The sequence below is a fragment of the Actinoplanes sp. NPDC051513 genome, assembly GCF_044454685.1.
Classification (GTDB): Bacteria; Actinomycetota; Actinomycetes; order Mycobacteriales; family Micromonosporaceae; genus Actinoplanes.
Window position 1 is genome coordinate 293,941 of record NZ_JBITDW010000010.1, and the last position, 12,880, is coordinate 306,820.

The following is a 12,880-nucleotide window of genomic DNA, read 5'->3' on the forward strand; positions in this document are numbered from 1 at the left end:
AAAAACCACCCACGCCGTTTTCGAATAAACGGAGGTTCCACCATGCCCAAAAAACTCGCGATAACGATGACCGGCCTACTCTTGATCACCGCGGCCGCGGCCGGCTGCTCGGGCGCCGGCTCGACCGGTGGCAGCAGCGGCGGCGGTGACGACAACACCATCACGGCGCTGATGGTCGGTAACCCGCAGATGGAGGACATCCAGAAGCTGACCGCCGACAACTTCACCAAGCAGACCGGGATCACCGTGAAGTTCACGATCCTCCCGGAGAACGAGCTTCGCGACAAAGTCACCCAGGACGTCGCCAACCAGGGCGGTCAGTACGACGTCGCCACGGTCGGCGCGTACGAGGTGCCGATCTGGTCGAAGAACGGCTGGTTGCACGAGCTCTCCACCCAGGCCAACGCCGACTCGGCGTACGACGCCGGCGACCTGCTCAAGCCGATGGTCCAGTCGCTGACCGGCGACGACGGCAAGATGTACGCGGCGCCGTTCTACGGCGAGTCCTCGTTCCTCATGTACAACAAGGAGCTGTTCGCGGCCAAGGGCCTGACCATGCCCGAGCACCCGACCTGGGCTCAGGTCGCCGACTTCGCCGCCAAGCTCAACGACAAGGGCAAGGGCGTCGCCGGGATCTGCCTGCGCGGCCTGCCCGGCTGGGGCGAGCTGTTCGCGCCGCTGACGACGGTCGTCAACACGTACGGCGGCACCTGGTTCGAAAAGGACTGGACGCCCAAGGTCAACGCGCCCGAGTTCACCGCCGCCACCCAGTTCTACGTCGACCTGGTCAAGAAGTACGGCGAGCCGGGCGCCCCGCAGGCCGGCTTCACCGAGTGCCTGAACACGTTCGGCCAGGGCAAGGCCGCCATGTGGTACGACGCCACCTCGGCCGCCGGCACGCTCGAGGACCCGAACGCCAGCAAGGTGTCCGGCAAGGTCGGCTACGTCTACGCGCCGGTCAACAAGACCGAGTACTCCGGCTGGCTGTGGACCTGGGCGTGGGCGATGCCCAAGACCACCAAGAAGGCGGACGCGGCCTGGAAGTTCATCTCGTGGGCGACCAGCAAGGACTACGAGCAGTTGGTCGGCAAGAACCTCGGCTGGTCGCGGGTGCCCTCGGGCAAGCGCACCTCGACGTACTCGATCCCCGAGTACAAGGACTCCGCCAAGGCGTTCGCCGACGTCACGCTCGGCTCGATCGAGCACGCCAACCCGCAGAACCCGGGCGTGCAGCCCCGGCCGGCGCTGGGTGTCCAGTACGTCGGCATCCCCGAGTTCTCCGACCTGGGCACCAAGGTCTCGCAGGAGGTGAGCGCCGCCATCGCGGGCAGCACATCGGTTGAGAAGGCCCTGGCCGACGGCCAGAAGCAGGCCGAAGACGTGGCCAAGAACTACAAGTAGATGACCACTACCGTGGCCCGGCCGGACGAGCGGATCCAGCCGCCCGTCCGGCCACCCAAGGGCAGCACCCAGAAAGAACGCTGGATACGCCGGGCGCCGCTGCTCCCGGCCCTGATCTTCGCGATCCTGATCACGCAGATCCCGTTCCTCTACACCCTCTACCTCTCCACGCTGAGCTGGAACGCCCTCAAGCCGGGCAAGCACCCGTTCATCGGCCTGGACAACTACGTCACCGTGCTGACCGACTCGCGGCTGCGGGCGGCCCTGGTCAACACGGTGATCCTCACGGCCGGTGCGGTGATCTTCTCGATGATCCTCGGCCTCGTGCTGGCACTGTTGCTCGACCGTAAGTTCGTCGGGCGGCCGATCGTCCGTACTCTCCTGATCACACCGTTCCTGGTTATGCCGATCGCGGCCGCGCTGCTGTGGAAACACGCGATCTTCAACCCGGCGTACGGCTTGATCAACGGACTCTTCGGCGGTTCGACCGACTGGATCTCGTCGTACCCGAAGGCCGCCGTGATCACCACGCTGGTCTGGCAGTGGACGCCGTTCATGATGCTGATCCTGCTGGCCGGCCTGCAGTCGCAGTCGAACGACGTGCTCGAGGCGGCCCGGGTCGACGGCGCCAACGCCTGGCAGATCTTCCGCCGGATGACCCTGCCGCACCTGCGGCAGTACCTCGAGCTGGGCGGCCTGCTCGGTTCGATCTACCTGGTCAACACGTTCGACGCGGTCTTCAGCATCACCCAGGGTGGCCCCGGCACGGCGACCACCAACCTGCCGTACGAGATCTACCTGACCACGTTCCGCAAGTTCGAGTACGGCGAGGCGTCGGCGGCCGGCGTGATCGTGGTGATCCTGACGATCATCGTGGCCACGTTCGCGCTCCGGGTGATCTCCAGCCTGTTCCGGATGGAGGAGAACAGGTGAACCGACGACTCAGCAACACGATCTGGGGCACCGTCGCCTGGATCGCCGGGATCGTCTTCGTCTTCCCGGTGATCTGGATGGTGCTGACCAGCTTCAAGCAGGAGCAGGCCGCCGCCAGCAACCCGCCGACCTGGGTCTTCACCCCGACCCTGCATCAATACGAGCAGGTCTTCGACCGCAACATCACGCCGTTCCTGCTCAACTCGCTGATGGCGAGCGTCTTCTCGACGCTGCTCGTGGTGGCGCTGGCGACGCCGGCCGCGTACGCCCTCTCGCTGAAACCCGTCGCCAAATGGACCGATTCGCTGTTCTTCTTCATCAGCACCAAGATGATGCCGGCGGTCGCGGCATTGCTGCCGATCTATCTCCTGGCGAAGCATCTAGGGATGCTCGACAACATCTGGACGATGGTCATCCTCTACACGTCGATGAACCTGCCGCTCGCGGTCTGGATGATGCGCAGCTTCCTGCTGGAGGTGCCGCGCGAGGTCCTCGAGGCCGGCGAGGTCGACGGCGCTTCGCTGCTCACGTCGATCCGGAAGATCATCATGCCGATCGTGTCGCCCGGCCTCGCCGCCACGGCGCTGATCTGCTTCATCTTCGCCTGGAACGAGTTCTTCCTGGCGGTGAACCTGACCGCGACCGCCGCCGGCACCGCGCCGATCTTCCTGGTCGGGTTCATCTCGTCCGAGGGGCTCTTCCTCGCCCGGCTCTGCGCCGCGGCGACCCTGGTCTCCCTGCCGGTGCTGATCGCCGGCTGGGTGGCGCAGAACAAGCTGGTCCGCGGCCTGTCGATGGGAGCCGTCAAGTGAGAGCAGCCGTCGTCGTCACTCCCGGGAAGATCGCGATCGAGGAGGTCCCGGATCCGACTCCGGGACCGGCCGAGGTCGTGGTCAGGCCGGCGGCGGTCGGGATCTGCGGCACCGACCTGCACATCATGGCGGGCGAGTTCGCCCCGGCCTTCCCGATCGTGCCCGGGCACGAGATGGCCGGGGAGATCGTCGCGGTCGGGTCGGCGGTCACCGGCTACGAGGCCGGTGACCAGGTGGCCGTCGATCCGTCGCTGTACTGCGGGTACTGCTACTACTGCAAGCGGGCCCGCGGCAACCAGTGCGAGAACTGGGGAGCGATCGGTGTCACGGTGAGCGGCGGCGCCGCGGAGTTCGTCGTGGCGCCGATGGCCAACCTGTTCAAGCTCCCGCCGACGCTGGCGGCGCGGGACGCGGCGCTGATCGAGCCGCTGTCCTGCGCCGTACGCGGCTTCGACGTGCTGCCCCGCCACCTGGCCTCGTCGTACCTGATCTACGGCTCGGGAACGATGGGCCTGATGATGCTCGAGCTCGCCAAGCGGTCGGGCGCCGAGTCGGTGTCCATGGTGGACCTCAATCCCGAGCGTCTGGCCACGGCGACACGGCTCGGCTGCTCCGCAGCCGTCGCATCGGCCGGCGATCTGCTCGCGCCACGCGGTTTCGATGTCGTCATCGACTGTACGGGTGCGGAAGCGGCCATCAAGGACGGTCTGCGACGAGTCGGACGCGGCGGGACTTTCCTGCAGTTCGGGGTCGCCGGGTACGACGCCCGGGTGGCGATCGAGCCGTACGAGATCTACCGGCGCGAGATCACCATCACCGGCTCGATGGCGGTCCTGCACAGTTTCGACCGGGCCGGCCAGATGCTCGCGGCCGGGGTTCTCGACCCATCGATATTCGTCTCTCACAGGTTCCCGCTGACCTCGTACGCGACCGCGCTCGAGCAGTTCCGCCGGGGCGAGGGTCGGAAAATCCTCATCGAACCCTGAGGTCATGGCCACTCCGTGCCAAACCTATGACCGAAAGTGAGTGAGTCGATACGGGTAGTTGTCAGATGCCTACCCCGTAGGGCTCAATAGATCCGTGGGTACCGCCGAGGATCCGCCCCCCGCCCCGACGGGGCCCGGATTCTCCGCGCCGTCCGCAGAACCGACTTCGCCGTCCGTAGTGCCGGGCGCCGGCCGGGGCCTGGGCCCGGGCCGCATCGGCGCGGCCGCCGTGACGTTCTTCGCGATCGCCGCGACCGCGCCCCTCGCCGTTCTGATCACCGTCGTGCCCGCCGCCTACGCCCGTGGCGGCGGGCCGCTCGTCCCGCTGACCTTCGTCGCCGTCGCGGTCGTCCTGCTGTCCTTCGCGTCCGGCTACGCGGCCATGGCCCACCGCGCCCCCTACGCGAGCGCCCTCTACGCGTACGTCTCGCGCGGCCTCGGCCGTCCGTCCGGCGTCGCCGCGGCCTGGCTCGCGCTCGTCTCCTACCACGCCCTTCAGCTCGGCATCTACGGCGTCGTGGGGGTCGCGGCCGCGCCGCTGCTGCACAGCTGGTTCGGCGTCGAGGCGCAGTGGTGGATGGTCGCCGCCGCCTGCTGGCTGATCGTCGCGCTCTGCGGCCCGATGCGCGTCGAGATCCTCAGCGGCCTGCTCGCGCTGCTCGTGATCGCCGAGATCGCGGTCGCGGCCGGGTTCGGGGCGGCCAGCGTCATCGCCCCGGCCGGCGACCGGTTCGCTCCCGGCTCGATCCTGCCCGCGAACCCGTCCGCCATCGACCGGCCCGCGCTCGGCCTGCTCCTCGCGGTCGGCGCGCTCGCCTTCATCGGCTTCGAGACCACCGGCACGTACGCGGAGGAGACCATGCGCCCGCGGCGGGAAGCGGGCTATGCCACGTACGCGTCGGTTGTTGTCTTTGCCCTGGTCCTGGCCTTCGCCGCGTGGTCGGTGAGCGCCGGCGCCGACCCCGGCCAGGTCGCCGCGCTCGCCCGGGCCCGCGGCTCCGAGCTCGTGTTCGACCTCGCCGGCGCCCGCCTCGCGCCGTGGGCCGTCACCGCCGGCCGCGTCGTGCTGCTCACCGCCCTGGTCGCCGCGGCGCTCGCCCTGCACAACGCGATCGCCCGCTACCTGTACGCGCTGGCCCGCGAGCACGTGCTGCCCGCACCCCTCGGCCGGGTGGCCCGCCGCACCTCCGCGCCGCGCACCGCCTCGCTGACCCAGTCGGTCATCGCCGCGGTCGCCCTCGCCACGGCCTACCTCGCCGGCGTGCGCTCGCCCTCGGCGCTCGCCCACCGGCTCAGCGTCGTGGGCGGCCTCGGCGTGCTCGTGCTGCTGCTGGCCACCGCCCTCGCGGCGCTGCTGCACCTCAACCGCGTGCCCAACGGCGAGGGCACGTGGGGCCGCTTCCTCGCCCCGATCCTGTCCACAGTGGCCCTCGGGACGCTGTGCTACCTGGCGTTCTGGAACATCCCGTCACTGCTGGGCGTGCCGCCCGAGTCGGCGCTCGTCTGGTTCGTGCCGGCCGCGCTGACCGCGGTCGCCGGTGCGGGGCTCGTGCACGGGTTCCTGCTGCGCGGCGCCAGCCCGACCGTCTACGCGGGCATCGGGCAGGGCGGGAACGCCGTCGTCGTCACACCGAGAGTGCCGCGACCTCCCGAGCCGGGGGCGCATCGACCAGAACGGGTGAATCGCTGACTGACGGGAGGTGACCGGATTTGTCGACCCTTACCCTGGCAAGGCCGTTCGCATTGTTCGGCCTCCGGCGTTCCGCTGCCGCCGCCCTCCTCGAGGAGCGCGACCGCATCTGGGCGCTCGGACTGGATTCGGCGACCGGGCGATTCCGCCCGAACGAGATGGAGACCGCCGTGCGAATCGAGCGCACCTTGGGCGTACGCCTGACTCGCGCTCCCAAATGGTCGCGGGCCGACTGGTTCGACGAGCACGGCGTCTCCTACGACGCGGTCGGCCCGTTCGCGGCCGGTCGTTTCGATCAGCAGTGGCGGCGCTTCTCCGAGCAGATCCTGCTGCACCTGCGCAAGGCCGAGATCGTGCCGGTCGACGTCTCGCTGTTCACCCCGCCGCAGGTCGACACCGTCGAGCTGTTCCTCGCGAACCGCCTGCTGGCGCCCCGCGCCTTCACTCTGGGGCACGCATGGCCGCGCTGATCATGGTGCGCCCCGACCGCGACTGGCAGTCGTCGGGCGGCCTCTTCGACTGGACCCTCGAATATCTCATCCCCCGGCTGTCCGACGAGAAGACCGCGGACTGGTTGCGCACGATCGTCGACGAGAACCTCGGCAGCCTGTGGATCCCCGACCTGCCCTCCGAGGCGCAGGAGGAGATCTATGCGGTGTTGCGGGGTGGGGTGGTGGCCGCCGCGGCGCACGAGCTGCCGCCGTCCGCGGTCGACCAGTTGCGCGAGCTGGTGTCGCTGACCTACTGAGGCTCGGCCTTTTGACCCTCGATGGCCTTTTGGCTCTCGGTGGCCGGCGCGGGCTTCGGCAGGCGGGCGCGCAGGGCCGCGGCCACCGGGCGCTCGATCACGTAGTGCACGAGCCAGGCGGCCACGGCCATGAGCGTGAGCACGCCGGCCAGCACCACGGAGGGCGGCAGCCGGTCGTGCAGGAAGTGGATGACCGTCCAGCCCAGCACGGTGTGCAGCAGGAAGAAGGGGTACGTCACCAGGCCGGCGGTGGTGAGCCAGTGCCGTTCGGCGCCTGTCCCGTCCGCTGCGACGGCGGGCGCCTTCGCTTTGATGGCGATCACGGCCAGCGCGGCGAAGAAGGCGGCCTCGACGGCGATCGTCACCGGGGCGGAGAGCGGGCTGCGCACGGCGGACTCGGCGACGCCGGCGGCCCGCTGGACCAGGTTGTTCTGGGCCAGTAGGAACGAGGCTGCGACCAGGCCCCACAACGGGAGGCTCGAGCCGTAGCGGTGGATGAGGGCGAACGCGATGCCGGCGACGAACAGCGGGGCGTAGGTCGGCTGGAGCACGATCAGCAGCCACCGCTCGCCGGACGACACGGCCACGGCGGCGGCGATCAGCCAGGCGTACGCGAAGATCGTGGCTCTTTGCTGGGTGAAACCACGCCAGAGCAGCAGGGCGAAAAGGAGGTAGAACCTGACTTCCGTCCACAATGTCCAGTAGACGCCGTCGACCGACGCGGCGCCCACCGGCTGGTGGAGCAGGGTGAGGTTGGTGAGCATGTCGCTGGCCCGCACCTGCGGCACCACCACCGGCCAGAGATGCAGCACGATCGCCGTGATCAGCACCGAGGGCCAGAAGGCCGGGAAGAGCCGGATCGCCCGCGACCGGAAGAAGGCGGCCGGGTCCTTCCCGGTCGAGCTCAGGCAGATCACGAACCCGCTGACCAGGAAGAACAGGTCGATCCCGAGCCAGCCGTACTTCGTGAAGCCGTGCAGATACGGAAAAATCGTCGCGGAGGGCACGCCCCAGACGGCGACGATGTCCTGCGGGCGGCTCACGTAGCTGTAGAGCGCGACCATGAGCGCCGCGACCACCCGCAGCCCGTCCAGCGCGCCGATCCGCCTCATGGTCGGGGATCGACGAGGACACCGTCGTCAATGGGGTGGCGACGTTCGGCCTCGACGGGCTTTTTACCGGCCACATGCCGTTGGATGCCCGGTGCGGCCGGCCTGCGCAGGGTGAGGTTGCGGCGCAGGTAGGCGGCGATCGGGCGCTCCAGGAGCCGGTGCAGCAGCCAGGCGGCGGCGAGCATCAGCAGCAGGACCGCCGTCAGGATCAGCCAGTGCGGCGCCCGGCCGTGGGTGTAGTGGATGATGATCCAGCCGACGGCCTCGTGGATCAGGTAGAACGGGTACGTCAGCAGGCCCGCGGTGGTCAGCCACCGCCACCGGATGCCGGCGGTCCAGCCCACGGCGACCGCTGCCAGCACGCCGAAGAAGGCGGCCAGGGTGAGGATCGCGGCCTTGTCGGAGAGCGGGGCGTGGATGTCCATCGCCTCCTCGAGGGCCACCCGGGCGAGCATGTTGTGCTGCGCCAGCAGAAACGACGCGGCCACCAGGCCCCATCGGGCCAGACTCGAGCCGAAGCGGTGGATCAGGAAGAACGCCATGCCGGCCACGAAGAGCGGTGAGTACGCGGGCTGGAGCACGTCGAGCATCCACTTCTCGCCGCCGGCCATGGCCACCGCGCCGATCGTCAGCCAGCCGTAGCCGAACCAGATGGCCCGCGCCACGGTGAGGCCGCGCCACACCAGGAGGGCGAAGAGCAGGTAGAACCGTGCCTCGTTCCACAGTGTCCAGTAGACGCCGTCGACCTGGGGCACGCCGAGGGGGAACTGGAGCATGGTGAGGTTGAGCAGCACGTTGCTGAGGCCGGCCGGCCTGGTGACGACCGGCCAGAAGTAGACCGCGGTCGCGGTGATCAGCACGGCGGCCCAGTAGGCGGGGAAGAGCCGGATCGCCCGCGACCGCAAGAACGGGATGGTGTCGCGGTCCCAGGCGCTCATGCAGATCACGAAGCCGCTGATCAGGAAGAACAGCTCGACGCCGAGCCAGCCGTACGCGGCGGGACGGTGCAGGAACGGGAAGATCTTGGCGGGAGTGTCGCCCCAGACCACCTCGAAGCCGCCGGCCCGGCCCGCGTAGTGGAACAGCGCCACCATGAGCGCGGCGGCCAGCCGGAGGCCGTCGAGGGCCACGATCCGGCCGGTGCGCTGCGGCTCGGTCTCCCCGGTCGGCGTGTCCATGGCGCAGAGATAGTAAGCGCTCGTCGCGCGTACGCGGAACAGCCTTCAAGGGCAGATGGTCAGCCGAAGAACTCCTGGATCTGGGCGAGGGTGAGGTAGCCCTGCGGCTCGAGCTCGGCCGGCAGCTCCGGCAGCGGCTTGGTGGTCACCGAAACCGCGGGCACGTCGGGCGGCAGTGTGGGCACCGGCGGGGTCGGCGGCAGCCCGGGCATCGAGATGGCCTGCCGGATCACCTCGAACATGGCCCGCACCTCGCCGGCGGCCCGGGTCGGCAGGTCGGCGCCGTCGCCGGGCAGCGCGCAGGTGAAGTTGGCGCGCAGCCGGTCGCCGCAGCGGCGGATGTCGGCGCTGGGCCGCAGGTGGTCGAGCTTGCCCTCGGCGACTATGCCCAGCTCGCAGGCCGCGAGGCCGGACCGGCCCCACCACGTGCGCCACGCACGGTCGGCGTCCAGCGTCAGCGCCACGTGCCGCAGGGCGATCATGTAGTCCTGCGGGGCGTTGCTCCCGCCGGTGGTCGTGCCCATGTGGGGGTGCAGCCAGGCGCCGCTCCACGCGGCGGAGTTGGAGCCGGTGGTCGTGCCGACCTCGGGCTGGTGCTGCCAGTCTCCGCGGGTGGAGGTGCGGAAGGCGCGTTCGGCCACCGGGAGGAGCTGCGTGCCGGGGCGGTGGGCGTAGGAGGCGAGCGCGGCGGGCGCGCTCAGAACCCTCCGGTACGCGTTCGCTCCGGCGGCGACGGCCGCGCAGCGAACGCCCAGAAACGACTCGCCGGAGGTTGCGACGGCGCGATAGTGGGCGGGGGTGTCCAGCGCGTGCAGCGCGCGGGCCAGGTGGTCGGCGAAGTCCCGGATGTCCGCGGCGCCGTGGTCGGAGAGCTCGTCGGCCAGGCGGTCCGCGTCGGCCGGGTCGGGGCCGTGCCGGTCGACCAGGTCCCAGAAGGTCTGCTCGTCCATGCCCGCATGCTGCCATCATGAGCGCGCCGGGATGTGCAAGGGCGCGCGGCACGTTTGGGCGAATTGCGAAGTGAGCGATGCATCACTTGGTGATAAAACTTGTATAAGCCAGTGATATAAAAATCGGGTGCGGCAGACAACGACGATCTCGGCCGAGGACCAGGCGATCGCCACCGGCTTCGAGCGCTTCTACGAGCTGCTCCGCCGGCTCACCCCCCGGGCGCAGCTGAGCCTCACCGCCGCCTCGACGCTGCGCCGGCTCGAGCGCGGCGGCCCACATCGGCTCTGTGAGCTGCACGCTCCCGAGGGCGTCAGTCAGCCCGCGATGACGCAGCTGGTCACCCGCCTCGAGAAGGAGGGCCTGGCCCGCCGGGGCTCCGACCCCGCCGACGGCCGCGCCGTCGTCGTCACGATCACCGAGGCCGGCCAGGAGGCCGTGGCCCGCCGCCGCGAGGGGCGCACCCGCGCGCTCTCCGCCCTGCTGGAGCAGCTGCCCGCCGACGACCACGCCGCGATCGTGGCTGCGCTCCCCGCGCTGGACCGGCTCAGTGACCTGCTGGCCGAGCAGCCGGCCCCCTAGAGAACACATCGAAGAAGGACAAATCCCGTGCTAGCTGTGGATCATCCGCGCTACAAATGGGTCGCGCTGTCGAACACCACGCTCGGCAACCTGCTCGCCACGATCAACTCGTCGATCGTCCTGATCTCGCTCCCGGCGATCTTCAAGGGCATCGACGTCAACCCGCTCGACGCCGGCAACGTCAGCTACCTGCTCTGGATGCTGATGGGCTACATGCTGGTCACCGCGGTGCTGGTGGTGACGCTGGGCCGGCTCGGCGACATGTACGGCCGAGTCAAGATCTACAACGCGGGCTTCGCGATCTTCACGATCACCTCGATCATCCTTTCGCTCGACCCGTTCGACGGGAGCGGCGGCGCGCTCTGGCTGATCGGCTGGCGGGTGCTCCAGGCGGTCGGCGGCGCGATGCTGATGGCCAACTCGGCCGCGATCATCACCGACGCCTTCCCGGCCGAGCAGCGCGGCATGGCGCTCGGCGTCAACATCGTCTCGGCGCTGGCCGGCTCGTTCATCGGCCTGGTCCTCGGCGGCGTGCTCGCCGAGTGGGACTGGCGCTCGATCTTCTGGGTGAACATCCCGCTGGGTGTGCTCGGCACCATCTGGGCGTACCGGTCGCTGCACGACACCGGCGTGCGCCGGAAGGCGAAGATCGACTGGTGGGGCAACGCGACCTTCGCGGTCGGCCTCACGTCCGTGCTCGCCGCGATCACGTACGGGATCCAGCCGTACGGCGGGCACACGCAGGGCTGGACCAACCCGTGGGTGCTGCTGGGCCTGATCGGCGGCGCGCTGGTGCTGGTCGCGTTCGGCATCATCGAGTCCCGGGTCGCCGAGCCGATGTTCCCGCTCGGGCTGTTCAAGAACATCGGCTTCACCACCGGCAACGCCGCGAACCTGCTGGCCAGCGTGGCCCGTGGCGGCCTGCAGTTCATGCTGATCATCTGGTTGCAGGGAATCTGGCTCCCGCTGCACGGGTACGACTACGCATCCACCCCGCTGTGGGCCGGCATCTACCTGGTCCCGATGACGATCGGCTTCCTCGCGGCCGGCCCGCTCTCCGGGTACCTCTCCGACAAGTTCGGCCCGCGCCCGTTCGCGGCGGGCGGCCTGCTGGTGATGGCCGCGTCGTTCCTCGGCCTGCTGGCACTGCCCGGCGATTTCAACTACGTGGTCTTCGCCATCCTGATCTTCATCAACGGCCTGGGCGGCGGCCTGTTCGCGGCGCCGAACACGTCGCTGATCATGTCGAGCGTCCCGGCCAACATGCGTGGCGCCGCCTCCGGCATGCGGGCCACCTTCCAGAACGCCGGCCAGGTGCTCTCGATCGGCGTCTTCTTCTCGCTGATGGTGGCCGGTCTCGCCGGCTCGCTGCCGCACTCGCTCTCCACCGGCCTCACCGCCCAGGGCGTGCCGGCCCAGACCGCCGACGCGATCGCCCAGCTGCCCCCGGTCGGGACGCTGTTCGCGGCGTTCCTCGGCTACAACCCGATCGGCCAGCTGCTCGGCCCGCAGGTGCTGGGCGCGCTGCCGGCGGACAACGCGGCCAACCTCACCGGCCTCGAGTTCTTCCCGCGGCTGATCGCCGAGCCGTTCCATGACGGCCTGGTGATCGTCTTCTGGATGGCCATCGGGCTGCTGGTGGTCGGCGCGGTCGCCTCGCTGGTACGCGGCCGGAAGGCCCCGGCCGTGGCCGCCGAGAGCGTCGCCACGGAGGGCGTCGCCGCCGAGAATGCCGCCGCTGAGAGCCTCGCCGCCGAGGGTGCGTACGTCACCCGCGAGGCCGAGGTGAAGGCCGAGGTCTCCGACGCTCAGCCGCTGTCGCCGGCGACGGGCGTGGCCGAGCCGATCGACACCAAGTAGACCTACCCAGCAGCGCCGCCGCTTATCTCGCCATGACGGCGTCCAGCAGCCCGGCGGCTATGCCGCGGGCGAGCACGGCGGCGCCGGGGTGCTTGTCCATCCGGGCGCCGACCGAGGCGCCGTCGTAGATGATCATCAGTTGGCCGGCCAGGCCCGGCGCGTCGACCACACCGGCGTCCCGGGCGAGCTCGGTGAACAGCCCCCGGGTCCAGGCGCGGTTGGCGTTGGAGACCTGCTCGACCGCGCCGCCCTCGGCCACCGACTCGGCGCTGGCGTTGTAGAAGGCGCAGCCCCGGAAGCCTGGCGTGCCGGTGACCTCGGCGAGCACGTCGAAGACGCCGAGCAGCCGGTCGCGCGGGTTGTCGAAGCGCTCGAGGCCGGCCATCAGCCGCTTGCGGCGCAGCTCGTGCCGGCCCTCGAGGTACGCCCGGACCAGCTCCTCCTTGCTGCCGAAGGCGCTGTAGAGGGAGGCCTTGGCGACCCCGGCGCGCTCGATGATGCGGTCGATGCCGACGGTGTGCACGCCCTCGGCGTAGAAGAGCTCGTCGGCCGCGGCGAGCAGACGCTCACGGGCGGTTGCCTTCTTGGTGGGTGACGCAGCGGACATGTATTTGACGATACCAGACAGGT

At 69.8% G+C, this 12,880-nt stretch carries 13 protein-coding genes; 9 read left to right on the forward strand and 4 right to left on the reverse strand.

The genetic code is table 11. The annotated features are described in order from the left end of the window. The first annotated feature begins 42 nt into the window (after positions 1 to 42). The 7 genes from ACIA5D_RS30480 to ACIA5D_RS30510 all read left to right on the forward strand — a co-directional run bounded on the left by ACIA5D_RS30480 (position 43) and on the right by ACIA5D_RS30510 (position 6,570). Complete coding sequence (locus ACIA5D_RS30480) at positions 43 to 1,401, forward strand: ABC transporter substrate-binding protein (protein ID WP_396033757.1); 1,359 nt, start codon at positions 43 to 45, stop codon at positions 1,399 to 1,401. Continuing rightward, positions 1,402 to 2,334 (forward strand): carbohydrate ABC transporter permease, encoded by a 933-nt coding sequence (locus tag ACIA5D_RS30485; protein WP_396033758.1) that lies wholly within the window; start codon positions 1,402 to 1,404, stop codon positions 2,332 to 2,334. It begins immediately after the preceding gene. Further along, positions 2,331 to 3,146: a carbohydrate ABC transporter permease gene (locus ACIA5D_RS30490; protein WP_396033759.1), complete on the forward strand. Its 816-nt coding sequence runs from the start codon at positions 2,331 to 2,333 to the stop codon at positions 3,144 to 3,146. The genes ACIA5D_RS30485 and ACIA5D_RS30490 overlap by 4 nt, the downstream gene beginning before the upstream one ends. Next, positions 3,143 to 4,132 carry a zinc-dependent alcohol dehydrogenase family protein gene (locus ACIA5D_RS30495; protein WP_396033760.1) on the forward strand — a complete coding sequence of 330 codons (990 nt, stop codon included), beginning with the start codon at positions 3,143 to 3,145 and terminating at the stop codon, positions 4,130 to 4,132. Before ACIA5D_RS30490 ends, ACIA5D_RS30495 begins: the two co-directional genes overlap by 4 nt. Before the next feature lie 178 nt (positions 4,133 to 4,310). Then, complete coding sequence (locus tag ACIA5D_RS30500) at positions 4,311 to 5,822, forward strand: APC family permease (protein WP_396033761.1); 1,512 nt, start codon at positions 4,311 to 4,313, stop codon at positions 5,820 to 5,822. A 20-nt stretch (positions 5,823 to 5,842) separates the two neighbouring features. After that, on the forward strand, positions 5,843 to 6,292 hold the full coding sequence (locus ACIA5D_RS30505; protein WP_396033762.1) for a hypothetical protein: 450 nt from the start codon (positions 5,843 to 5,845) through the stop codon (positions 6,290 to 6,292). Beyond that, positions 6,280 to 6,570, forward strand: a complete 291-nt coding sequence (locus ACIA5D_RS30510) for a hypothetical protein (RefSeq protein ID WP_396033763.1) — start codon at positions 6,280 to 6,282, stop codon at positions 6,568 to 6,570. The genes ACIA5D_RS30505 and ACIA5D_RS30510 overlap by 13 nt, the downstream gene beginning before the upstream one ends. On the opposite strand, the gene ACIA5D_RS30515 is transcribed toward ACIA5D_RS30510, so the two are convergent. The 3 genes from ACIA5D_RS30515 to ACIA5D_RS30525 are packed head-to-tail and all read right to left on the reverse strand — an operon-like array spanning position 6,564 to position 9,810. Continuing rightward, the gene (locus ACIA5D_RS30515; protein ID WP_396033764.1) at positions 6,564 to 7,682 is read right to left on the reverse strand and encodes an acyltransferase family protein; all 1,119 of its coding nucleotides are present in this window, start codon (positions 7,680 to 7,682) and stop codon (positions 6,564 to 6,566) included. The genes ACIA5D_RS30510 and ACIA5D_RS30515 overlap by 7 nt on opposite strands. Continuing rightward, positions 7,679 to 8,860: an acyltransferase family protein gene (locus ACIA5D_RS30520; protein ID WP_396033765.1), complete on the reverse strand. Its 1,182-nt coding sequence runs from the start codon at positions 8,858 to 8,860 to the stop codon at positions 7,679 to 7,681. The genes ACIA5D_RS30515 and ACIA5D_RS30520 overlap by 4 nt, the downstream gene beginning before the upstream one ends. Before the next feature lie 59 nt (positions 8,861 to 8,919). Then, positions 8,920 to 9,810, reverse strand: a complete 891-nt coding sequence (locus ACIA5D_RS30525) for a DUF4240 domain-containing protein (RefSeq protein WP_396033766.1) — start codon at positions 9,808 to 9,810, stop codon at positions 8,920 to 8,922. A 127-nt stretch (positions 9,811 to 9,937) separates the two neighbouring features. On the opposite strand from ACIA5D_RS30525, the gene ACIA5D_RS30530 reads away from it, so the two are divergent. Continuing rightward, a complete protein-coding gene (locus ACIA5D_RS30530; RefSeq protein ID WP_396033767.1) occupies positions 9,938 to 10,390 on the forward strand; it encodes a MarR family winged helix-turn-helix transcriptional regulator in 453 nt (150 codons plus the stop codon). Between the two features lie 27 nt (positions 10,391 to 10,417). Then, positions 10,418 to 12,250 carry an MFS transporter gene (locus tag ACIA5D_RS30535; protein ID WP_396033768.1) on the forward strand — a complete coding sequence of 611 codons (1,833 nt, stop codon included), beginning with the start codon at positions 10,418 to 10,420 and terminating at the stop codon, positions 12,248 to 12,250. A gap of 22 nt (positions 12,251 to 12,272) precedes the next feature. On the opposite strand, the gene ACIA5D_RS30540 is transcribed toward ACIA5D_RS30535, so the two are convergent. After that, complete coding sequence (locus tag ACIA5D_RS30540; protein WP_396033769.1) at positions 12,273 to 12,857, reverse strand: TetR/AcrR family transcriptional regulator; 585 nt, start codon at positions 12,855 to 12,857, stop codon at positions 12,273 to 12,275. Positions 12,858 to 12,880: the final 23 nt, after the last annotated feature.